We start from the raw sequence: 23,164 nt of genomic DNA, 5'->3' as shown, positions 1-23,164 counted from the left end.
ACGTCAGATGCCAATTGCCCAAAGTGCCGCCCTGCGTATCTGTTCGTTCCAGAAATCCCAGTTATGGAGTCCCGGAGTCTCATCATACACATGTGCTACATTCTCCGCTAAGAGGAATTCGTGGTAGCGTCGGTTTTCCTCAATCAGAAAATCCTCTGTGCCGCAGGCCATATAGATGCCAGGAATTTCCGCATTCGTCTCTTTTTTCATGCGGATGAGTGCCTCTGGGTCTTTGTCGCTCCCCAGCAGCCGGCCGAGGTCACCGAACACCCGCGTGTAATACCGGTAGTCGGCCATAAAGTCCTTGTAGCTGTGGGCCGCGCCTGCAATCTGATGGAGGATCAGGGCGGAGGAAAGCGCAATGATACGGCCGAAACGGCCGTATTTCAGCCCTGTGCGGAGCGCGCCGTAGCCGCCCATTGAAAACCCGCCGATGACCGTATCCTCTTTTTCGCGGGAAATAGGAAACATTGCGCGGGTGTAGTCCACAAGCTCATTTCCAACATATTCGCCGAACAGCTCGCCTTTGTCGGTGTCATCCAGATAAAAGCTGTTATTGCCCGAAGGCATGAAAACCGCAAAGTTGTATTTCTCCGAAAGCTCCTGAATTCTGCTCCCGCAAAGCCAATCCGAGTAATTGCCCGTATATCCGTGAAGCAGATAAAAAGACTTCATCGGGCGCTCAAACGACTTCTGATCTCTGACTTCCTCCGGCGCATCCGTCGGAATCAGCGCGTTAAACACAGCCAGCCGGTCCAGAGCCTTTGAGTGAAAATTTACTTCTACCAGTGCCATAACTTTTTCCCCCTGTTCTGTTTCCGTCCGGCGGGAAAGCTTATTTTACCGCTCCCGCCGCTAATCCCTTGATGATATACTTCTGCAGGAAGAGATACAAAACCAGAACCGGAAGCATCGTCAGGATCAATCCTGCCATCAGCGGAGTGAAATCAACGCTGTAGGAAGAAAAGAAGTTGTAGGTGGAAAGCGGGAGAGTGCGCAGCTCGGGCGACTGGAGGATCAAACTCGGCAGCAGGTAATCGTTCCACATCCACAGCACGTCGAGAACGGTGATGGTGGAAACAACCGGTTTCAGCAGCGGAAGGATAATCTGGAAGAACGTTCTCACGCGGCCGCTTCCGTCGATGGAGGCCGCTTCTTCGAGTGCAAACGGAATTCCCTTGATGAACCCGTGGAACGTGAAGACGGCAAGGGAACAGCCGAAGCCGAAGTACATGAAAAGCAGCGATTCTCTCGAATCGATGAAGCCGACGGTACCATATATGGTGACCAGCGGGATCATAACCACCTGAAACGGAATCGCCATGGAAGCAGTCATGACGAAAAACAGCACCTTGTTGATTTTCCACGTAAAGCGGGCAAACAGATATGCCGTCATAGCGGAAAAAATCACGACGATTACGACGCCGACAAGCGTGATAATCAGGGAATTCACAAAGCCTGTGGCAAAACTCATTTCATCGATGGCTTTAAAGTAATTGTCAAAGTTAAACTGGGTTGGAAGGGAAAACGGGTTTTCCACAAATTCCTGAGTCGACTTGAACGTGTTCAGGATGGTGATGAGAAACGGTGACAGAAAGACAAGCAGGAGAAGCGAAAGTGCAAACATTCCTATTGCGTGAGTAACTTTTGAAGACCTCATTTACGCTTCTACCTCCAGTCTCTTCATAAACGCAGACTGAGTCAGGGCAATGACTGCGACGACAATGAACAGGATTACCGCTTCAGCCTGGCCCATGCCGTATTCATTGGAAAGGAACGCTTTCTGCACGATGTGGAACGATGCAAGTTCGGTCGATCCGTAAGGGCCTCCGTTTGTGAGGGCAAGGTTCAGGTCATAGGTCAGGAAGGAACGCGAAATGGAAAGGAACAGGCAAACCACAATACTCGATACGGAAAGAGGAAGAATCACCGAAATAGTCTTGCGGAATCTACCGGCGCCGTCAATGGCCGCCGCTTCAAGAATATCTGACGGAACGCTTACAAACCCCGCAATATAAACGATCATCAGGTAGCCCATCAGCTGCCATGCGTTTACGATGACGAGTGCCCAGAATGCCTTTGTGGTGTCGGACAGCCACGATGTCTGGAATATGGCCCAGCCGTATTTCTGCCCCATGAAAGGGAGCACCTGGGTAAACAGGAATTGCCAAAGGTAGCCCAGAATCAGCCCACCGATCAGGTTCGGCGTGAAGAATCCCGTCCTGAAAAATGTTTGACCCTTAAGTCCTTTGCTTAGGATAAGGCCTAAAGAGAACGCTCCCACATTGGAAATTACAACGGTCAGGAGCGCATATTTTATGGTGAACCACAGCTGTTCCAGGTATGTCTTGTCCGTCAGAATCGATTTATAATTTCCAAGACCGATGAATGCATGAGTGCCCGTCGCCATGTTCCAGTTCGTAAAGGTCAGGTAAAGACCGAACGCCAGGGGAATCAGAACAACGGCAGTGAAAGCAAACAGAGACGGTCCGCCGAAGATTAGGAAAGTACCGACGTTTTTTAACTTTTTCTGCCTCATCTTAATCAAATCCTCTTAATGGTAATATTGAAAGCAAAGGAGGGCGAAGGCCCTCCCCGTTGCTTGCAATAGTTTTTGTAATACTCAGTGAGCAGTCTGTGATTTCCAGTAGGACGTGAGTTCATCATTGAGCCCTGCACGGTCAATTTTGCCCGCAAGGTACTTGAGCATGGAGTCGCCGGTCTTCGTGTAATAGTCGGACGGCAGGTAGGTGATGATGCCGATGTTGATGGTCTTGCCGGCATCAATATACTTAGATGTACTGGCTGCGACAGGATTTGTGTTTTTGGCGGTAACATTCTTGTAGGGCAGATTGAAGCCCATTTTCTCAACAAGGGCTGTCTGGCCTTCCTTGCTCGTGAGGCACCACTTGATGAAATCCTTGGCCGCAGCCTGCTGTGCAGGAGTAGAGCCGGAGTTGTCGATGGCCCACAGCTTCGGTTCGCTGACCGGGATCTGGGAGTTGCCGTAATCGCTCGCGTTGTTGCTGAACGGAATCGGCATAACGCCGAAGTCTTTGTCGATGCCCTTCAGTGTGCCGACCTGAGACCAGATCCAGTCGCCCATGAAGAAGAACGCGCACTTGCCGGTTGCAAAATCGGAAGCGTCTTTTGCATAGTCTCCCACGAGCGGGTCGTTTTTGCGGTAGTTGTACTGCTTCATGATGTCGAAGGTGTCCATTACGTTGTTGTAAATCTGGTTTTTGCTCAGATCCGCCGTGCCTTTTTCAAGGTCTCCAACGAATTTGCGGGTGTCGTCCACATTCTTGGACTGCAGTGCATAAGAGAGAGCCAGATAGTGGGCGCCAACCGACCAGTTTGCGCCGTGGATCATCACCGGCGGTACGCCAGCGGCCTGAATCTTCTTAAACAATGATGCAAGGTCGTCGCGGGTCTTAATGGTGGAAGGGTCAAACGTCGTGCCGAGAGCTTTGTTTACCACGCGGGTGTTGTAAAGCAGTCCGTAGCCCTGAACCGTGTAGGGAATGCCGATGAGCTTGTTGTCAAGCATCGCGGAGTCGATGGCGCCGGCTTGTGCAATGCCCTCATAGTAGTTCTTCTCACTCGTGAGGTCGAGGAACTTGTCTTTGTAGGTGTAGACTGTTCCGATATCCAGGTTTGCCATGGTTGCCGGCTTCTTCGAAGCGAGCAGTGACTGAAACTGCTGGATCTGCTGACCGCCGATCGGTGTCGGGATCAGTGTAATGGTCACGTTGGGGTGAGACTGATGGTAAGCGTTAAATAAATCAGTAAACTGTGTGTTCACCTCTGCGGAGGTATTAAAGAACGTAAGGGCGACATTGCCGCCGTCGCTTCCGCTTGCCGCAGAAGCGTTCTGCGAATTGCTGCCCTTTCCGCACCCTGCCAGAGATGAAAGAATAACTGCCACGCATGTTGCCAGTGCTAAAATTCTCAACTTTTTCACACAAACTCCTCCTCTGTTATTGGTTGGTGCTTATATATTAACCGTTTGACATATAGATGTCAAGTGCTTGACATATAATTTTTACATTTTATCGCGGAATAACCGTAAAAATTAAGCATTATGCACATTATATTTTAATGAAATTAATGTTTATACGAAAAAAACAATGATATACGGTTGACATATTATTCTGCTTCATCTATAATTAGTATAGGATTTTATGCAAACTTAAATTTACGGGAATCGATTTTTGATGATTCATGCCCCGGCCGTCGGGGTTCTGCTATAAAATTCAGAAACAGGAGCTTTTAATATGAGTACGCTAAAGGATGTTGCCGAAAAAAGCGGTGTTACCGTCACCACAGTGTCAAGGATGCTGAACGGCCGGGGATACATCAGTGAAAAGACCCGGGAAAAAATTAACGCGGCCATGCGTGAACTGAATTACAAACCAAATGAGCTCGCAAGGGCACTCTCGAAAAAGCGGAGCAATTTCATCGGGCTTATCGTCCCGTCGGCCAGCAACATGTATTTCTGCAAAGTTATCGATTGCGTGGAGCGCCTCGTGACGGGCAGCGGGTACAAGCTGCTGCTGTGCACCTCCAACGATGAGACAAAAAAAGAGCTGGAGTATTTCAACATGCTTAGCGCGAGCAAGGTTGCCGGCGTCATCCTTGCCAGCCATACGCAGAACATTGACCTTAGCGTTGCCATTGACGCGCCGATTATTTCTATTGACCGCATCATCTCACCGCGCATCCCGTCAGTCTGCTCCGACAATTACCAGGGCGGCATTCTCGCGGCGGAGCACCTCATTGCGAAAGGCTGCAGAAAGCTTGCGCATATCAGCGGCAGCTCCTACCTCAACATGGAGGCAAACAAGCGCTTCTTCGGTTTTAAGGAAGTCTGCGAAAAAGAGGGAGTTCCCTACATTGCAATCGATGCAACAGAAGAGCAGTTCCTTTCCATGCAATATGAAAACATCATCCATTCGCTCATCGACAGCAACCCGGACATCGACGGCATCTTTACTTCCAACGACATCATCGCGGCGCAGGTCATTAAAATTTGCAGCAGGCGCGGCATCCGCATCCCGCAGCAGATGAAGGTCGTCGGCTACGACGACATCGACCTGTGCAAATTCTGCACCCCGTCCATTACCACAATTCACCAGCCCGTACGGGACATCTGTCAGCGCGCGGTGGAAAGCATCGTTCTGGGGCAGGATAAAAAGGGCATCCCGATTAGCGTTACTTACCCGGTCACCCTTGTGGAGCGTGAAAGCACCTGACCGCATACGTATTCTATGCTAAATGAAAAGCCACCCGGCCTTTCCCTTCTCGTAAGGTTTGCCGGGTGGTTTTTTTGCCGATGCTTTGGTGTGAGTCCTCCGCTTTCGCAGATGCAGCAGTTGTACTCCAAAGCGGTGATTCGGATTTTTATTTTCTGCCTTATTTCGGCCCGTCGGCGTTATGCGGCTTACCGGCCATGAACGATTAGCGCAAACTAATCTATTGCAAAGATGAAGCTTGGATCATCTTTGGCGCAATGTGTGGTCAGGCTGTTGTGTGGGTTGTGAAAGCGATACATCCCATCGGTTTCCGAATTCCGCAACCAGTCAAATGCTTGCCCGCATTCATAACCGATTCTGTTGACGGATCTACTATTATGTGTTACTATATATCGGTAATAAGTTATGAAGAATATCAGTCATACAAAATAGCAAGGAGTGATTGTGCTGGAAAACCTAACGGAGATGCTTAAAGGCGTGCTTGAGGGCTGCGTACTTGAAATGATAAGCAGGGGGGAAACCTATGGCTACGAAATCACGCGGCGGCTGAACGACCTCGGTTTCGCGGATGTTGTGGATGGAACGGTGTATACCATTCTGGTGAGACTTGAGAAAAATAAACTCGTAGACATAGAAAAAAAGCCCTCCGACATGGGGCCGCCGCGAAAATTCTTCGCGCTCAACGACGCGGGGCGTGAAGAACTGCGAAAATTCTGGGAAAAATGGGAATTCATTGCGTCAAGAATCAATGAGTTAGAGGAGAGGAAACAATGAATCTTTGGGAAACGATCACAGGCAGCGATATGACAAAAGAATTGAAAGCTTTTGAAGCACGGGCCCAAAAATTGCCCGCAGATTATCAGGCGGCATGGGAAAAAATGAAGAGCTATTTTTGGCCGCGCTCGGATTTCAGCGGCCGCAACCTTATGCCCGTTCTTGACGGAGTGCTCGGCCTGCTCGAAGAAGCGGCGGCGGACGGCCAGAGTGTCGGGGAGGCTTTAGGCGACGATATCAAAGGTTTCTGTTCGGCTCTGGCCGGTGAAGAAGGGGCAAAGTCTTTTCGCGACAAGTGGCGCGAGCAGCTCAATAAAAATATTGCTAAGAAATTAGGGAAATAGGAGGACACCATGAGCATACAGGATATCATCGAAGGCAAAAAAGAGTGGCGGGCACACATGGCGCGTGTCAAATCGCTCCCACAGGATTATCAGATTGTTTATAAAGAAATCCAGAAATATCTATTTAAGGTCGGCCCGGTTGAGCTGACCGAAGGTACGGGTCTCCTCTCAGGAATTGTCGATCTTTTTGAAGAGGGCGCGGCGTTGGGAAAAGGTGTGCTCGAAGTGACGGGCAGTGACGTAGCTGCTTTCTGCGACGGTTTAATCAAAGATTCCAGAACTTATGCTGACATCGGTCAGGAATCTGTTGACAGGGAAGTTAACAAGGCCATGAAAAAGTAATTTAAGTGAGAGGTCTGCGAAAGTCTTTTACAAGAACGGAAGTTCCGCCTGCTTTTCAAGCATCCGCATTCCCCATTCTTTCTTCAGGCGGCTCAATCTTATAGGAAATCGTATGCTCGGTCAGCTCCGACAGCAGCTTGATTTTACGATTGATCATCGGTCTCATGCAATTCGGGACATGCTCCTGGTGAGCTCTGTGAATCGCCACACATTCTTTACAGTTTCCGTGATAGCGGCATGCTTTCCTGCACGGACAATGATCTTTGTTTTCATACTCTTCGCGAAACGCAGAAGCAAATTTTTCCTGAATACGCAAACCTTCTTTTCTGTTTCCTTTGTGAAACTCTTCCATTGCTCTTTTTTCAGTTTCATTTCCGTCAATTATCATTTTAACGATCTCCTTTGTCGATTTCTGATATCATTATAGCTCCCAATCGGGTTGATAAATACGATTATTTGACCTACAATATATAAAAATAGAACCATTCTAAGGAGAATCGTGGAATGTCTGAAAAAGCACCTGTCTATTCTCATAACCCTTATCATACGACGAAATTCCCGCTCCTGGTTTTAGATGTGCGAAATCAGCACTGTATTCCTGAAAATGAGGGATTTCAAGTCTTTCACTGGCATGATGAGGTGCAATTTGTTTCTGTTCTAAAAGGAAGCGTCCATGTTAAAATATATGATGAAGAATTTGATTTACAAGAACAGGATTGTATCTTTATCAACCGCACCGCACTTCATCAAATAACAGGGAGAGAAGGCTGTCATTACCACAGCTATATTATTCCGGCAAAAATGCTGGCTTTCTTTTCGGGCAGCATCATGGAACAAAATGATGTGGAACCTATTACCAATCATCCAGTCTTTACGCATTATTACCTGTACGCCAATGTGCCGGCCAACCATCAGGTGCTTCATCAGATCAGCATACTCGATCAGTTATATTTCCAGGATGATAAATACGAGCATCATGAATATCGGATTTCCATTCAGTTATCCAAGGTGTGGCTGGAGTTTCTATCTCTTCTTCCCGAGATGAAAGAAAGTGCACCCTCAAAAAGCTACGAACGAATACGAACCTTAATTTCTACAATACACACCAATTATAATCAGTCAATTTCCATACAAGATATTGCCGATACCGCCCATATCAGCAAAACAGAATGCTTACGCTGTTTTCAAAAATATATACAGGATAGTCCTTATCAATATCTGATGAAATACCGCCTGCATATGAGCACCTCATTACTGGCAACGACGGAAATGTCGGTAACGGATATTGCTTTCAAAGTAGGCTTTCATTCCACAAGTTCCTACATCAAATATTTTAGGCTCTTTTACAAAATGACCCCCAATCAATACAGATGCGGGCCGTCGCCCGCTTCGGCAAAAAAATGCAGTCCAAGTAAGATTACTGCATTGAATTTTGATAGATCATAGAGCCGTTTCCGCTGCAGCCCCATAAAAAAAGTCGCCTGCAAAAAGCAGACGACTGTTTTTATTCTTTCATAGTCCCTGAATGATGCTTTCAGTGACTTTTTTAAACTGAACAGACCTCACTGATCTTTGCACGCAGCGAAAGCACGGAGGACGGCGCGACCGACAGCTCGTCAATTCCCATTTTGACAAACGTTTCAGTAAGACTTTCATCCGCGGCCAGTTCTCCGCAGATGCCAATCCAGATGCCTGCCCGGTGCGCGTTGTCCGCGGCCGTTTGGAGCAGCCGAAGCACCGCTTTGTGATGCGTGTTGTTAAACCGGGCAATCGTTTTGTTCTGACGGTCCACCGCCAGCGTATACTGCGTCAGGTCGTTGGTGCCGACACTGAAGAAATCCACCAGGGGCGCGAGATCATCGCTGATAACCGCGGCGGCGGGCGTCTCAATCATAATCCCGATCTCAACATCGGGATGAAAGGATATCTCCTGACGCTTTAATTCCTCTTTGACTTCAGCGCAGATATTCTTCACCTGCACGATTTCCTCCGCGGAGGTAATCATCGGCAGTAAAATCGCGACATTTCCAAAGCTGGAAGCGCGGTACAGCGCGCGAAGCTGCGTCTTAAAAATTTCGGGACGGGTCAAACAGATGCGAATCGCACGCATGCCCATTGCGGGATTATCCTCTTTCGGGAGGTTGAACGATTCCGCCTGCTTGTCGGCGCCGATGTCCAGCGTGCGTATCACGACTCTTTTTCCATTCATTTTTGAAACGACGGAGCTGTATGCCTGGAACTGCTCTTCCTCCGTCGGCAGCGTACTGCGCTTCAGAAACAGAAATTCGCTGCGGAACAGACCGATTCCCTCGGCGTCGCTCTTCAGAACGGCTTCCATGTCCTGCGGGCCGCCGATGTTGGCGTACAGATCTACGGCGCGCCCGTCGGCGGTAACGGTTTTTTTGCCGCGGAACCGCTCCAAACGTTCCGCAAGCTCCCGCTGCTCCCTTTCTTTCCGCGCCAGCTCTTTTGTAACGGCGGCGTCCGGCTCGATGAAGATTTCGCCGGTTGAACCGTCTACGGCAACCGTTTTTCCGACATACTCCTGAAGTGAAACCCCATCTACGGCCACTACGGCGGGAATGCCCATCGTGCGGGCGAAAATTGCCGTGTGGGATGTGGGGGAGCCGCCTGAGGTCACGATTGCCAAAACGGTTTTGGGGTCAATCTGCGCCGTTTCGCTCGGGGTAAGATCATCCGAAGCCAGAACACACGGCTTTTCTCCGGTGTTAAACCCCGATCCGTTCCCGGTCAGAATACCGACGACCCGTTCGGAAACGTCCTTTACGTCCGCGGCGCGTCCGCGCATATACTCGTCATCCATTGTTTCGAACAGGTCCGCGAACTTTTTGGCCGTTTCCTGCACGGCGTATTCCGCGCAAACCCGATCTTCCCGGATTATGCCGACAATGGAATCGTTATAATCCAGATCCTCCAGCATCATCTGGTGGATTTGAAATAAAATGGAATTTTCTTTTCCGAGTTTTTCTTCCGTTTGAGTGTATAAAATTGCGAGCTGGGCGATTGCTTTTGCCTTTGCGTCTTGAAAGCGTTTGACCTCCGCCTCCGGGTCCGCCACGGCTCGCGGATCAATCGCGGTTATTTTAGCGGCGCGAAACCACAGTTCCCCCACCGCAACGCCGCGGCTTACCCCAATTCCCTTTGTCGTTGTCATGGCGCCGATCCCTTCATTCGTTTATAAATTCTCTCCGAAAAACTCTTTCAGCCCCTGAGCGGCCGCCTCTTCGTCCTCTCCGCTGAGCTGCACGGTGACCGTGTTTCCCTGCTTGATATTCAGGCCCAATAACGCAAACAGACGCTTCATGTCCGCGCTTTTTCCCTCGTGAATCATAGTGGCGGAGGACTGATACGATTGCGCCTTTCGGACCAACAGTCCCGCCGGACGGGCATGAATCCCGTTTTCATCCTGGATTGTGTATTGAAATTCCTGCATCAATAAGATCCCCTTTCTTTCTCTTAACAGCTCAATGATCTCTGCTTCTAAATAATATTATACCATATTCTTTTGGATCCGTACGTACTTCGCGGCGGAAGGGTTATTCCAGACGTAATATTTTTTCGCCCGCTGTTACGGAGCCTTTTTTCAACAGCTCAATCTTCTTCCATTCGTCCGTGTTGGCAATAATTACCGGAGTCACAAGACGGTATCCCTCCTTCTGAATTGCTTCCATATCAAAGTAGCCGATCAGGTCGCCCTTTTTCAGTTTGTCGCCCTCCTGAACCCTGATGTCAAACCCGTTTCCGTCCAATCGGACGGTGTCGAGCCCGATATGGATCATCAGCTCCACATTTCCGCTTTTTAAATTGATCGCATGTTTCGTGTCAAAAACCGTTTCAACGGTACAGTCGAACGGCGCCACTACTTTTCCTTCCGACGGATCGACTGCGAATCCTTTGCCCAGCATTTCCTCCGAAAAAACACCGTCGCCAATTTCCGATAATTCCATCACTCTGCCGTTCAGCGGAGCATAGACGACGCTCTTTTGGGGAGAAGAAGCTTTCGGCTCGTCTTTGTTTTGTTTTTCAGCGGTTTCAGCCTCCGAAGCCGCCGGCTCCGGGGCCTCTGGAACTTCCGCCTCCTCGGCCGGCTTTGCCAGATAGTCGTCCAAATTCGATTTAATAACCGTGACCTTCGGCCCGTAAACGACCTGAACGCCGGTTCCCCTGTGAACCACGCCGGCCGCCCCGGTCGACTTCAGAATACTGTCGTTTACAAGATCTGAGTCTGCCACGGTGATTCTCAGCCTGGTCGCGCAGCAGTCCACATCGCTGATGTTGGCTTTTCCTCCCAGCCCTTTCACAATGCTGGCCGACAGACGTTCGCTTTCTTCCTTCTTTCCTGTTTTGGAGGCGCTTCTCTTCTTTTCATAGTCGGCGCGGGTATACAGTTTGGTTTCTTCGTCGTCCGTTTCTCTGCCCGGGGTTTTCAGGTTCCATTTTTTAATAAAAAAGCTGAATGTAAAATAGTATACCGCAAAATAAACGATTCCAACAGGGAGAATTAAAAGCCAGGAGGTTTTGCTGTTTCCCTGCAGAATGCCGAACAGGAACAGATCGATAAATCCTCCGGAGAAAGTCAGGCCGACCGCGATGTTGAGCAGCTGTGCGACGGCATAAGCCAGGCCCGCCAGAACCGTGTTGATGGCATACAAAGCGGGCGCGACGAAAATGAAAGAGAATTCGATCGGCTCCGTGATGCCGGTTAAAATCGCAGTGAGCGACGCGGAAAGCAGCAGCCCGTAGACTTCTTTTTTCTTTTCGGGGCGCGCGCAGCGATACATTGCCAGAGCCGCGCCCGGAAACCCGAAGATGTAAAGGATAAATTCGCCTGTAAAAAACCTTGTCGCCAGGGTAGAGAAATGCATCGTCGACGGATCCGCCAGCTGTGCGAAGAAAATATTCTGCGCGCCGACGATTTCCTTCCCTGCGACCTGCATAGTTCCGCCGATCGCTGTTTGCCAGAACGGCAGGTAGAACACATGGTGCAGGCCGAACGGGATTAGCAGCCGCTTGATTAAACCGAAGAAGAATGTCCCGATGACTCCGGACTTCGACACCAGTCCGCCCAGATCATTGATGCCTACCTGGATCGGCTGCCAGATATAAAACATTAAAATGCCGACAAAGGCAAAAACCACGGTGCTGATAATGGGCACGAACCGGGTCCCCTGGAAAAACGAGAACGCCGCGGGAAGTTCGATTTTGTAAAAACGGTTATGCAGGGCGGCGACGCCAAGCCCGACGATGATTCCGCCGAGAGCCCCCATTTGAAATGTCGTCATCCCCAGCAGCGAGCAGGTGGCACCGTTCAGAAAGGCTTTGGCGCCCCCGTGAATCGAAATCATGCCGCTGATTGCGGAATTCATGATAAAAAACGCAACCATAGAGGCAAGAGCGGCAACCGATTTTTCTTTTTTTGCCATCCCTATGCCAACGCCGACGGCGAAAATCAGCGGCAGGTTCGTAAAGATCACGTCGCCGCATTGCGCCATGACAGTTAAAATACTGTAAATAACCGTACCGGGGCCCATAAATCCCAGCAGGTGGTAAGTTTCCAGCGTCGTTTGATTGGTAAAAGAGCTTCCGATGCCGAGAAGCAAACCGGCAACCGGCAGAATTGAAATCGGCAGCATAAAGGAATGTCCGATTCTTTGTAATACGCCAAACGCTTTGTCTTTCATCAATATTCCTCCCCAAAAATGTTTATAAAGTGTATAGAAACCATTTGTTGTAGACATTGACAAAAAAAGACCGCCAAAAGAATTTGCGCGCGAAACACAAATCCGTTTGCGGTCTTGCCCTAACAAAAGGTCACAAGCCAATATTATGTTTTTCTTTGCCGGCTACTCTTTGTCGCTCACCAATTTCCTCAGATGTACCATCAGGAAAAATATCTCTTCGTTGGACAATAAATGCCCGAAATTGCTTTTAATATAGCTTTGAATCCGCTTTGCGCACAAAAATTCGTTTTGATATTTATCCTGTGTAAATTTATGAATCATCAGCGAAAAATCGCTCTCGTCTTTGCTCATCGTCTGCCCTTTGAAAATGCGCTGGCCCAAAAATTTTAAATGGGTAATAAAACGTCCGTAGTCCAAGGAATCCTGATTGAGAGAAATACCGTAATTGTTTTCAACGATTTTAAGAATTCCCTCGATCATTTTCGTAATGCTCAACGCGTCGGTGATCCCGGTCTCCAGCTCTGCGTTGACGAGATGCAATGCGATAAACGCGGCCTCGTCTTCAGAAAGCTCCACGCCGAGTTTTTCTTTGATGGTGGCGACGGCATATTTTCCTTCGACAAATTCGGCGTGGTAAAAGCTCCGAATTTCCCACAGCATTTCATTTTTGTATTCTAATCCGTTCTTTTTCCTTTCCAGCGCAAAACAAACGTGATCCGTTAAAGTGACATAAATATTCTGACTCAGCTTTTTTCCCAGATGCAGCTGCACGTTTTCAATGATTTCGGTACAGACAGAGATATAATCCATGGGCATGCTTTTTACAAGCTCGATCAGATGATCGACTTGTTTCGGCGTATCCATACGATAAATTTTTTCTGTCTTTTCTTCCGGGATCAGGTCGCCTTTGGATTTATGAAAGCCTATCCCGAGCCCTCTGATAATAATTTCCTGATTATCCTCATCTTTGGAAATTACAAAATTATTGCTTATCACACGGGCGATTCTGTACATCGCGGTTCCTTTCTTTCTCGCAGGCACTCGGTCTCCGGATTGAGCGGATCGCTAAGGGACTCAACCGGGACGATTCTGCTAAAAAAAAAGACCAACATTGCAAACCCATTTCCAGAAACGGATTCACTACAATGAAGGTCCTGCCTGGTCTAACCAGTCACAGCCATCTTAAATTACGGTTACATAATATCACAATATCTTTAATTAATCAATACCAAAGAGTTAATTTATGCAACATTCACAAAGAACTGCGCGCGTTATTTGGCAAACACCCAGCGGATTGTCTGTTGTGGCAACCGGTTTTTCCGTTATTTGGTAAAACCGAATTGCGGCGAAAAGCGCTGCGCCTGTGCCGCCAACCCGGTTTACGGCAAAAGTGCGAAACCGCACGAAGTTTGTCCGCGCGGTTTCGTTTTAACATCTCTCGTGATTTTACTTGGAATATTCAATCACACAGGTCTTGCCGGCGGCCGCCGTAATCCCCGTATAATACACCGGATTGCCGCATCCGGCGGGATCCGTCAGCAAAACGATGATATCCGTGTCGCACCCGTTTTGTCTGAGATACGGCAAATCAACATTGCACAGCGGCGTGCCCGCTCTGACTTCTTCGCCAGCCGCAACCAGATTTTCAAACCCTTTTCCGCCGAGCTTAACCGTATCGATGCCGATGTGAACCAGAATTTCCGTTCCGTCGTCGGCCTGTATGCCGTAAGCGTGAAAGGTGCTCGCAATACTGATGATTTTTCCGTTCACAGGCGATAAAACCGTGCCGCCCTCCGGCTGAACCGCTACGCCGTCCCCTAAAACTTTTGAGGAAAACGCTTCGTCATGGACTTCCGTCACCGGAATCACTTTCCCATCCTGCACAGACCAAACTTTGCCCGTTGTCGCCCGTTCTTTCTCCCGCTTCTTAAAAAACATTCCATTCCCTCTTTTTCCTCGGTCCGGCGGAAGAATCCGCCGGTTCCGCTTACTTCAGCTCGGGCCAGTATTCCCGGTTTGCTTCGATTAAATCATCCAGAATTTGCTTCGCGACACCGGCGCTCGGCACCGTTTTGGAAAGCGTCAGGGCCTGCCAGAGTTTCTGGTAGGATTTTTCGCGATAGGCTTCCACAACCAGCTTTTCACATGCCACCTGCTGTTCGATCATGCCCTTCTGAAAATTCGGGATCGTGCCGATGCACAGCGGCTCATACCCCCGCTTGCTGACAATGCAGGGGATTTCAACCATCGCGGTTGGGTCCACATTTGAAATCGCGCCGTTGTTCGGCACAATCAGAAGCATCCTCTCATAGGTGTTGTACGCCAGCGCGCGTGCCAGACGAACGATAAATTCCGCGTGTTCCCCCGACTCCAGGCTGGTGTCTTTCGCCGTGCCGTTGCGGGCAATGCGTCTGCACTCCGAAAAGACCGTTTTTTCCCGGCCGTCCATAACCTCATTGGCGCGTGTATACTCCGGATTTGTATGTGCCGCAACATAATCGGAATAAAGGTAATACTTGAGGTAGGTGTTGGGGAGCGTGTCGGGATCCACCGCGTAAACATCCTTAACCTTGCGGAAGGTGTCCAGCCAGCTCCGGTCCGCAAGCAGCGGATTGCCGCACGCATCGCCCGCGGGCCCGTAGCCCCATTTTTTTACATGATTTTTCAGGCGGGGCATCAGGTCGTTTCCGTCTTTGTCATACAGCTCCGTCCACCAGCCGAAATGGTTCAGCCCATAGTAGCGCTCCACAATGTCGGTGTCTTTCATCCCCAGAATATCGGCGAAGGATTTTTTGATTGCAACCGGCATGTCGCAGATATTAATGATTTTTGAATCAGGGCGAAGCGCTCTGGTCGCTTCGGCGACAATGGAAGCGGGGTTGGAATAGTTCAGGAGCCAGGCTTTTGGGGAATATTGCTCCATGTAGTCGATCAGCTGTATTACCGCGGGAATGGAACGCATTCCGTAAGCCATTCCGCCGGGGCCGCAGGTCTCCTGACCGAGAACGCCGTAACGCATCGGGATTTTTTCATCCTTTTCACGCATGGGCAGCCCGCCCGCGCGAATATGCGCCATAACGAAATCGACGTCCGTAAAGGCTTCCTCCGGGTCGCAGGTCGCCGCAAACTCTATCTCCGGCGCGCGTTCCCTTACGATAATCGCGCAGGCGTCCGCCACGATTTTCTGTCTCTGTTCGTCGATATCGTAAAATTTTAGCTTTCGAAGCGGGAACTGGTCCCTGTTTTCAATCAGCATCATCACTATTCCGGCTGTGTAAGTGCTTCCGCCGCCGGCAATCAGAACAGAATTCTTTTTCATTCTTTAATCTCCTTACTGAGAACTTAATTTACGTATCGAAAACAAAAATGAGGATACGCATGCTCAACAAAAATTGAATCAAGTCAATTAGACGCTTGTCCAACCCGATTGGATTGGGATATAATAGATCCTATACTGAAGTTGTTGACCGCCGCCCGAGAAACCGAGGAAAGAGGCGCTGTTATCATGCTGGACGAAATGGTGTACAAAAAATCCGCACAGCTGAGTGAAACCGACCAGATTATCTGGAAATACATCTTCCTCCATAAAAAAGAAGTGGCGAACATGACGATTCAGGAGCTGGCCAACGCGTGCCACGTTTCCAGAACGACCGTAATGCGGTTCACACAGAAAATTACTTTGGACGGATTCAGCGAGCTGAAAGCCCTGCTCAGACTGGAGGAAAAACAGCGCCCTTCTTTCGACGGAGCCGATGTCATGAACCGGATTTCCCAGCAATACCAGAGCGTGATCAACGATTTGCAGAAAAGAGATTTTGAACCGATCTGCCGTCTCATCTCGGCCTCCAGCCGAATCATCGGCTTTGGGACCGGCGTCATCCAGAACAATGTGATCCGCGAATTAAAAAGGCTTTTTATCGGCAGCGGGGAGTTTATCTATACTCTCGACGGCAAAGCGGAATTTGAATATCTGGTGCACAACCTGAAACAAGGGGACTTAATGTTCATTGTCTCCCTGAGCGGTGAAACTTCCTACGTTGCGGAACACTTGGAAGAGATTAAGATGCGGGATATTCCCATCATTTCCATCACTCAATTTGAAGACAACACGCTCGCGCGTTATTCAACGGAAAACATTTTCATCGCGGCGCCTCATTATCACGCCTATGCGAACAAAAAGGACTATCCCTATGTTTCCATGACGGTTTTTTATACTGTGGCCGAAATCATTTTCCTGCAGTACCAGCTTTACAAAGACAAACACGGCGCGGAGCCGGGCGGAAAAGAGATGCCCTCCCGTCTACCGGGCCAGGACGGCCCCGGCTAAAAGCTCATGCGGGCAAATTGCCTGGCTTTTTCCAGCACGCCTGCAACCCGCCCGGAATGCTCCAGAAGAAGGTTCCTCTTTTCATAATCCCGCCGGTCATAAATATCTGAAAAATTGCAAAGCTCGTAATAAAGACGGTTATCCTGCTGCCGGTTCACCGTCTCGGCGCCGCCGTCGGTTTTTATCTCGTAGAACCTGCATTCGTTCGGAGCGGAACCCACGCGGATACAGCCGTTTTCCCCGTGAATCGCAACATGGCTGTCCCCGTGAGAATCCTTCGCCCCGATGCAGGAGCAGAGAAAGTTCCGGTACCGTAAAACCAGAACCCCGGAGGTATCGATTCCATTGCGGAGATTGGGGTAATAACAGACCTCCTCCGGTTCTCCCCACATTCCAACCGCGAAATGGACGTTATACTGGTTGAGATCCATCAGGGCGCCGCCGCCCATCGCGGGGTTGAATATGTTGGTGACCACGCCCTGCCTGAACTGGTCGTAACGGCTTGAATACTGCGTATAATTCGCTTCAACAGTGCGGATCGGTCCGATTTCACCGATCCTTTTTTTTATGTCCTGGAAATTCGGCAGATGGACGGTTGTGATGCACTCAAAAAGGAACAGCCGGTTTTCTTCCGCGAGGCGGGCAAGCTCCTTGAATTCCGCCGCGGTCAGGACCGCCGGCTTTTCCACAAGGACGTTAACATGGCTTTTCAAGGCCTGCGCGGCGTACCCGTAATGCAGCCGGTTGGGAAGCGCGATGTAGACAAAATCAATCTCCGGGTCGTTCAGCATTTGCGCGTAATCCGTGTATTGCGTGCGGATCCCGTATTTTTCAGATAATTCCAGCGCGCGGTCCATCCGCCCTTCTCTCACACAAATCGCCTCCGGACGGAGGGCGCCGATTCTTTTTACGGCTTCCAGAAAGACTTCCACGATCAGTCCGGCGCCCACAATCCCGATTTTCATGTTTCCACTTCCCAACTCTATTGTGTGTTATTCAAAATTCAGTCTGGAACAGATTTCTTCTTTCAGGTCCTCGACCTGCATGCCGATAATAATCTGGACGGTCTTCGCTTTGACGACAACGCCTTTTTGGTTGGCGCTTTTCAGGACTTGGCCGTCGATTTTCGATTCGTCCCGGACTTCGCATCGCAGACGCGTGAAGCAGTTTGTAACGCTGACGATGTTTTCCTGGCCGCCAAGGCCCTGAATCATGAGCTCCGCGTTTTTCGGAGAGCTGATCTCGCCGCCCTTCGCCTGAGGCGTATCCGCTTCCTCTGCGCCGTCGGGCACCGCCAGAACGGCGTTTTCTTCCGCGTCGTTCCCGAAATCATCTCTGCGGCCCGGGGTCATGATCTTCAGCTTTTGAATCAGGAATACAAAGGTAACATACCACACGCCCGTCATGATAAGCCCGACAATAATAACAAGGTAGAATTTGGTGACGGAGGGGCTGAATACGGAATTGCTGATGACGTCGTCGAGCAGACCGTACAGCATATAGGTTCTCGCCCCCAGCGCGTAGAGAATCACTTCCGAAATTCCCGCGTAAACGCTGTGGACGACCCAGAGCAGCGGAGATACAAACAGGAAGGTAAAATCAATCGGCTCCGTAATACCGGCAATCATCGAAACAAACAGAGCCGGCAGAAGCATGCCTTTTACAGCCGCTTTGTTTTTTGGCTTTGCCGTTTTGATCATCGCGAGAACAACGCCGAGCGATCCGAACACCTTTACAAACCCGAAAGTACAGAAGCGAATGGAAGAATCCAAGGCGGCGATGCTGCCGGCCTGACCCATCTCCGCATAGAAGATATTGGCCGCGCCGGAGACAGCCTGTCCGCCGATGGTTGCGGTTCCCCCGATCGGAGTAAAGCAGAACGGCATCCACAACAGGTGATGAAGGCCAAGCGGAATCAGAACCTTGTTGCCGAACGAATAGATAAACAGGCCGAACAGTCCCGAACTTTTAATCAGGCCCGAAAGAGCGCTGATCCAGCCGTTCACCACAGGCCAGACGTAGCAGGCCGCAACGGCGAACACCAGCGCCGTCGGAATCATAATGATAAACGCAAGCCGCGGTCCTCCGTATACGCGGAAGACGTCGATAAATTCTTTTTCGGAAAATTTGTTGTAGACATACCCGGTCAGGCACCCAAGTATCAGGCCGAGGAAAACGTTCATATCCACAACCTGAAATCCGAGCACCAGATTCTGCCCGGTTCCGTATAAGCCGGCGGCGCCGGCCTTGGCCAGCATCTTGTGCATGGTAAGCCACTCGTTGTTGGCCGCCAGAAAAACAATAAATACAATTAAACCGAGAATTGCCGCGTCAACCTTTTTCTTCTTTGCCAGCGTTCCCGCGAGCCCAACGCAAAAGATAACCGAAAGATTGTTGAGCATCGCATTCATCATCGCTTTCAGCAAATCGCCCAGATCTTTCACAAACGCAGGCATAAAGCTGAGCTGTAAAAGAACGGCGATTGCCAAAACAGTTCCCATAACGGCCATAAACATTACGGGCTTCACGATTGATCGTGAAAATTTCTGTGACAATTCCATAACCTTGTCCTTCATCATAAACACTCCATTAGAATTTTATGTTCGTATTGCAATACAGAATTATCCGGATTCCTGTTTGAAATGGCAAATGAAGTTTCCTCCTCCTGCAACCGATCGGTTCAACACATGTGTTAATCTTATTATAAATTTTTCATGATTAAGTTCAATATTTTGTTCACTTTTTGTTCGTCTTTCATCAGAAAGGATTTAGGTTCCATCTCATGTGACAAAGTTCCAAAAAGTTTCTTCCGCTTTCCGGTACCCCTCGACCGACTGTACAATCTCAGACATGGTTTGCTGTCTCCTTTTAGAATGGCGTCCCGCGATTTTATTCTGCCGGAGACCGGCGAACCTTGTCGCTTTTTATGCCCTTTTCAACTTCTCATGGATCCGCCCGGTCTTCAGCCGGGGATTAGAGATTGTTTTATGACTGAAAATGACCGAATTGAAACAGCTATGACTGAATTGAAAGGCTATTGAGGAACAAGAAAAGCAATTTAGTTCTAATTTATTAGTTATAACTTAAAAAATACGGACATAAAATAATATTGAGTATATTATTGACAATTAAATGCTTCTGTGCTATTATAAACACGTCAAAATCAATCACAAACAATCATAAACGGGTTTGGGGGCTTTCCATGTTTGAAGAAGAAAGGCTGCAGAAAATGGCCGAGTATGTGCAAAATAAGTCGAGGGCGTCGGTTCAGGAACTGTGTGTTCTGCTTCAGGTGTCGGAGTCGACGGTACGGCGCGACCTGACGGAATTGGAAAACCGCAATCTTTTGAAACGAACGCACGGCGGCGCGGTTTATTTGAAGTCTGTAGGATTTGAGCCGACCTACAGTGAAAAAGAAGACCAGTATCGGGATGAAAAATCCCTGATTGCCAAAAAAGCGGCGGAGCTGATCTGCGAGGGGGATTCACTCCTGATAGACTCCGGAACCACGACGCTTTACTTGTCCTGCGAACTTACCCGGTTCAAGGAGCTTACTGTTGTGACGAATTCGATTCTTCTGCTTCAAAAACTCTCATCCATACCTGGGATCACCTTGATGTCGACCGGCGGAACACTGCGCGCGAACACCATGGCTCTGGCCGGCCCGGCGGCGGAAGAATCGCTCGACCGCATCCGTGTTGACAAAGCGTTTATTGCTACGAACGGGTTCGACTTTAAAGTCGGCCTGACGACTCCGAACCTTGTGGAAGCGTCGACCAAGCAAAAAATGATGAGCATTGCCGATCAGGTTTTCCTTATGGCGGACCATACAAAAATTGGCCGGGTGTCTTTTGCACGGTTTGGCGGAGCGGCGGATATAGACGGCTGCATTACGGGGAATGCTATCACCGATGAACAGAGGAAGGAATTTCAAAAAAACAATGTCAAACTGTATTTGGCTGACGAGAACGGCTAGCGCGGAAGGTCCGCGGCTCCAAGAGGAGGGAGACTTTGCTCAGACATGAAAAACAGGGTGGTAACGGTTACGCTGAATCCTTCCATCGACAAGACGATCGTGATTGAAAAACTGCTTCCGTACGGTCTGAACAGGGTGGTTCGCTCGCGGACCGACCCCGGTGGAAAAGGAATCAATGTAGCCAGAGTATTAAAAAATTTTGCAGTCGACGTGACGGTGACCGGACTGATTGCGGGTCAGCAGGGAAAGCTGCTGCTGGAGGCTTTGCAAAATGCCGGAATTCCCGCTGATTTCTTGGAAATCGAGGGAGAAACCCGTACGAACTTGAAAATATTCGATGAAAGCGTCAACAAGACAACGGAGGTCAATGAGACCGGATTCCGTGTCTCACCCGAAGATCTCGTCCGCTTTCGGAAAAAATTTCAAAACTTGATCCAAAAGGCGGAAATTGTCGTCCTCAGCGGAAGCCTTCCGCCGGGCATCCCGCAGAATTTCTACTCAGACTGTGTTGCCGCCGCAAAGACGGCGGGGGCAAAAGTACTGCTGGATGCGGATGGCGGCGCGCTGGAGGAGGGGATTCGGGCAATCCCTTATGCGGTCAAGCCGAACCTTCAGGAATTGGAGGCGCTGAGCGGATGCAAATTTTCGGGGAAAAAGGATATTGCCGAGGCGGCCCGGCGTCTGACCGGGACGGGAATCGAAATCGTCATCGTCTCCATGGGCGCGGACGGCGCGGTGGTGGCGAACCGGGAGGAAGCCTATGCGGTCGATTCCTGGAACATTCCGGTTAAAAGCGCCACCGGGGCCGGGGATTCAATGGTCGCGGCCCTCGCCGGTTCGATTCTGAACAACAGCTCGCTATATGAAATCGCAAAAATCACCACTGCGGCGGGAACCGTTACGGCGTCCAAGGAGGGAACCCTGATCTGTTCTCAGGAGGAAGTCGCCCGGTCCCTGGATTACGTAACGGTGAGAAAAATTTAGGGCTTTTTTAATTAAACATATAGGATAGGGAGGATTTCTATGAAAAAGCTTTTAGCGGTAACGGCATGTCCCACGGGAATCGCACATACCTATATGGCTGCTGAGGCATTGCAAAAAGCGGCCAAGGAAAAGAACGTTTCCATTAAGGTGGAAACGCGAGGCTCCGTTGGAGTGGAAAATCGGCTGAGCGAAGAAGAGATCGCCGAAGCGCACGCAATTATCGTTGCGGCCGACATGGATGCGGACGAGGGGCGTTTCAAAGGAAAACCGGTTGTTCGCGTGGGGGCCGGCGCGGCGATCAAGGACCCCGGCGGGCTGATCGACCGGGCGCTTGCCATGAAGCCGTCCGAAAACGCCTCGCTGGAGCGGCCAAAGACGGACTATGTGGAAAACGTACAGAAAATCAAGTCGGAGCGCAGCGCCGACAGAACGGGTCCTTACAAACACCTGATGTCCGGCGTGTCCTTTATGATTCCGGTTGTTGTTGCGGGAGGCCTGACAATCGCCTGCTCCTTCCTGTTTGGAATTTATGCGTTCAAGCAGACGGGAACGCTCGCCTGGGGATTGAAAACAATCGGCGATTCGGCGATGGGGCTGATGGTGACGGTGCTTTCCGGCTACATTGCGTTTTCCATCGCAGACCGTCCCGGCCTAGCGCCCGGTCTGATCGGCGGCGCGCTTTCGTCCACGCTGGGGGCCGGATTTCTGGGAGGAATCTTCTCAGGCTTTCTCGCGGGGTATCTCGCGAAATTTCTGAAAGACAAAATGCGTTTGCCCAAGAGTCTGGAAAGTCTGAAACCGATTTTGATTATTCCGTTTCTGTCCACGCTCGTGGTGGGGCTTATGATGGTTTTCGTGATCGGCACGCCGTTCTCCATGCTGATGAACGCACTGGTCGCATGGCTGAAGAATATGGGAACCGTCAACGCGATTTTGCTTGGGGTCATTATGGGCGCGATGATGGCGACCGATATGGGCGGCCCGATCAACAAAGCCGCCTACACGGTGGGAACCGCACTGATCGCCAGCAGCGTCTACGCGCCGATGGCAGCTGTAATGGCGGCTGGCATGACTCCGCCCATCGGGCTGGCAATCGCGACATTTGCTTCCAAAAAGAAATTTAACCGCGAGGAAAAAGAAGCGGGAAAAGCCGCTCTGGTTCTGGGGCTCTCCTTCATCACGGAGGGCGCGATTCCGTTCGCGGCAGCCGACCCGTTCCGCGTAATTCCGTCCTGCGTGGTGGGCTCGGCGATTGCCGGCGGACTTTCGGAGGCCTTCGGGTGCCTGCTGAGAGCGCCTCACGGAGGGCTGTTCGTCATGCTGATTCCAAACGCGGTCAGCAATGTTTTTCTGTATCTAATTGCCATTTTGATCGGCTCCGCTGTAACGGCGCTGATGGTTCTTGCGTTGAAGAGAGATAAAGTGAGCGAAGAAAAAATAAAGTAAACACTTTCTGCGGC

The 23,164-nt window shown here is 50.0% G+C and carries 22 protein-coding genes; 9 read left to right on the top strand and 13 right to left on the bottom strand.

Annotation, left to right across the window (positions count from 1 at the left end):
- Positions 1 to 3: 3 nt before the first annotated feature.
- The 4 genes from HCR03_RS08935 to HCR03_RS08920 form a co-directional block, all read right to left on the bottom strand.
- The gene (locus tag HCR03_RS08935) at positions 4 to 795 is read right to left on the bottom strand and encodes an alpha/beta hydrolase (protein ID WP_066645006.1); all 792 of its coding nucleotides are present in this window, start codon (positions 793 to 795) and stop codon (positions 4 to 6) included.
- Positions 796 to 835: 40 nt separating this feature from the next.
- A complete protein-coding gene (locus tag HCR03_RS08930; RefSeq protein WP_066645004.1) occupies positions 836 to 1,660 on the bottom strand; it encodes a carbohydrate ABC transporter permease in 825 nt (274 codons plus the stop codon).
- The gene (locus HCR03_RS08925; RefSeq protein WP_187037769.1) at positions 1,661 to 2,539 is read right to left on the bottom strand and encodes a carbohydrate ABC transporter permease; all 879 of its coding nucleotides are present in this window, start codon (positions 2,537 to 2,539) and stop codon (positions 1,661 to 1,663) included.
- A gap of 84 nt (positions 2,540 to 2,623) precedes the next feature.
- Positions 2,624 to 3,964, bottom strand: coding sequence for an ABC transporter substrate-binding protein (locus tag HCR03_RS08920; protein ID WP_066645000.1), 1,341 nt, complete (start codon positions 3,962 to 3,964; stop codon positions 2,624 to 2,626).
- A 313-nt stretch (positions 3,965 to 4,277) separates the two neighbouring features.
- Here HCR03_RS08920 and HCR03_RS08915 point away from each other — a divergent pair, with 313 nt between their 5' ends.
- The 4 genes from HCR03_RS08915 (at position 4,278) to HCR03_RS08900 (ending at position 6,715) form a co-directional block, all read left to right on the top strand.
- The gene (locus HCR03_RS08915; RefSeq protein ID WP_187037767.1) at positions 4,278 to 5,255 is read left to right on the top strand and encodes a LacI family DNA-binding transcriptional regulator; all 978 of its coding nucleotides are present in this window, start codon (positions 4,278 to 4,280) and stop codon (positions 5,253 to 5,255) included.
- A 465-nt stretch (positions 5,256 to 5,720) separates the two neighbouring features.
- Positions 5,721 to 6,029: a PadR family transcriptional regulator gene (locus tag HCR03_RS08910; RefSeq protein ID WP_066645021.1), complete on the top strand. Its 309-nt coding sequence runs from the start codon at positions 5,721 to 5,723 to the stop codon at positions 6,027 to 6,029.
- Complete coding sequence (locus HCR03_RS08905) at positions 6,026 to 6,373, top strand: DUF1048 domain-containing protein (RefSeq protein WP_066644994.1); 348 nt, start codon at positions 6,026 to 6,028, stop codon at positions 6,371 to 6,373. Before HCR03_RS08910 ends, HCR03_RS08905 begins: the two co-directional genes overlap by 4 nt.
- Before the next feature lie 9 nt (positions 6,374 to 6,382).
- Entirely contained in the window at positions 6,383 to 6,715 is a 333-nt protein-coding gene (locus tag HCR03_RS08900) for a DUF1048 domain-containing protein (RefSeq protein ID WP_066644992.1), read from the top strand.
- A 55-nt stretch (positions 6,716 to 6,770) separates the two neighbouring features.
- Here HCR03_RS08900 and HCR03_RS08895 read toward each other — a convergent pair whose 3' ends face one another.
- Positions 6,771 to 7,103 carry an LPS biosynthesis protein gene (locus tag HCR03_RS08895; protein WP_187037765.1) on the bottom strand — a complete coding sequence of 111 codons (333 nt, stop codon included), beginning with the start codon at positions 7,101 to 7,103 and terminating at the stop codon, positions 6,771 to 6,773.
- 116 nt (positions 7,104 to 7,219) lie between these two features.
- On the opposite strand from HCR03_RS08895, the gene HCR03_RS08890 reads away from it, so the two are divergent.
- Positions 7,220 to 8,161, top strand: a complete 942-nt coding sequence (locus HCR03_RS08890; RefSeq protein WP_187037764.1) for a helix-turn-helix transcriptional regulator — start codon at positions 7,220 to 7,222, stop codon at positions 8,159 to 8,161.
- Positions 8,162 to 8,261: 100 nt separating this feature from the next.
- Here HCR03_RS08890 and ptsP read toward each other — a convergent pair whose 3' ends face one another.
- The 6 genes from ptsP to HCR03_RS08860 all read right to left on the bottom strand — a co-directional run bounded on the left by ptsP (position 8,262) and on the right by HCR03_RS08860 (position 15,736).
- Complete coding sequence (gene ptsP, locus HCR03_RS08885) at positions 8,262 to 9,890, bottom strand: phosphoenolpyruvate--protein phosphotransferase (protein ID WP_187037762.1); 1,629 nt, start codon at positions 9,888 to 9,890, stop codon at positions 8,262 to 8,264.
- Positions 9,891 to 9,911: 21 nt separating this feature from the next.
- Positions 9,912 to 10,169, bottom strand: coding sequence for an HPr family phosphocarrier protein (locus HCR03_RS08880; RefSeq protein WP_066644984.1), 258 nt, complete (start codon positions 10,167 to 10,169; stop codon positions 9,912 to 9,914).
- Positions 10,170 to 10,272: 103 nt separating this feature from the next.
- Positions 10,273 to 12,417, bottom strand: a complete 2,145-nt coding sequence (locus HCR03_RS08875) for a PTS transporter subunit IIABC (RefSeq protein WP_066644982.1) — start codon at positions 12,415 to 12,417, stop codon at positions 10,273 to 10,275.
- 162 nt (positions 12,418 to 12,579) lie between these two features.
- The gene (gene licT, locus HCR03_RS08870) at positions 12,580 to 13,458 is read right to left on the bottom strand and encodes a BglG family transcription antiterminator LicT (protein ID WP_187037760.1); all 879 of its coding nucleotides are present in this window, start codon (positions 13,456 to 13,458) and stop codon (positions 12,580 to 12,582) included.
- A gap of 405 nt (positions 13,459 to 13,863) precedes the next feature.
- Entirely contained in the window at positions 13,864 to 14,355 is a 492-nt protein-coding gene (locus HCR03_RS08865; RefSeq protein ID WP_187037758.1) for a PTS sugar transporter subunit IIA, read from the bottom strand.
- 49 nt (positions 14,356 to 14,404) lie between these two features.
- Positions 14,405 to 15,736 (bottom strand): 6-phospho-alpha-glucosidase, encoded by a 1,332-nt coding sequence (locus HCR03_RS08860; protein ID WP_187037756.1) that lies wholly within the window; start codon positions 15,734 to 15,736, stop codon positions 14,405 to 14,407.
- A 186-nt stretch (positions 15,737 to 15,922) separates the two neighbouring features.
- Here HCR03_RS08860 and HCR03_RS08855 point away from each other — a divergent pair, with 186 nt between their 5' ends.
- Complete coding sequence (locus HCR03_RS08855; protein WP_066644975.1) at positions 15,923 to 16,744, top strand: MurR/RpiR family transcriptional regulator; 822 nt, start codon at positions 15,923 to 15,925, stop codon at positions 16,742 to 16,744.
- Here the strand turns inward: HCR03_RS08855 and HCR03_RS08850 are convergent.
- Entirely contained in the window at positions 16,741 to 17,709 is a 969-nt protein-coding gene (locus HCR03_RS08850; protein WP_187037754.1) for a Gfo/Idh/MocA family protein, read from the bottom strand. The two genes, HCR03_RS08855 and HCR03_RS08850, sit on opposite strands and share 4 nt — an antisense overlap.
- A 27-nt stretch (positions 17,710 to 17,736) precedes the next feature.
- Positions 17,737 to 19,323: a PTS transporter subunit EIIC gene (locus HCR03_RS08845; RefSeq protein ID WP_228725164.1), complete on the bottom strand. Its 1,587-nt coding sequence runs from the start codon at positions 19,321 to 19,323 to the stop codon at positions 17,737 to 17,739.
- 623 nt (positions 19,324 to 19,946) lie between these two features.
- Here HCR03_RS08845 and HCR03_RS08840 point away from each other — a divergent pair.
- The 3 genes from HCR03_RS08840 to HCR03_RS08830 are packed head-to-tail and all read left to right on the top strand — an operon-like array spanning position 19,947 to position 23,150.
- Positions 19,947 to 20,720 carry a DeoR/GlpR family DNA-binding transcription regulator gene (locus HCR03_RS08840; protein ID WP_066644966.1) on the top strand — a complete coding sequence of 258 codons (774 nt, stop codon included), beginning with the start codon at positions 19,947 to 19,949 and terminating at the stop codon, positions 20,718 to 20,720.
- Positions 20,721 to 20,765: 45 nt separating this feature from the next.
- On the top strand, positions 20,766 to 21,704 hold the full coding sequence (gene pfkB / locus HCR03_RS08835; protein WP_187037752.1) for a 1-phosphofructokinase: 939 nt from the start codon (positions 20,766 to 20,768) through the stop codon (positions 21,702 to 21,704).
- Between the two features lie 39 nt (positions 21,705 to 21,743).
- A complete protein-coding gene (locus HCR03_RS08830; RefSeq protein ID WP_156989698.1) occupies positions 21,744 to 23,150 on the top strand; it encodes a PTS fructose transporter subunit IIC in 1,407 nt (468 codons plus the stop codon).
- Positions 23,151 to 23,164 lie beyond the last annotated feature (14 nt).

Source organism: Caproicibacter fermentans, from assembly GCF_014303955.1.
Lineage (GTDB): Bacteria > Bacillota > Clostridia > Oscillospirales > Acutalibacteraceae > Caproicibacter > Caproicibacter fermentans.
This window is presented reverse-complemented; position numbering and strand designations above follow the sequence as displayed.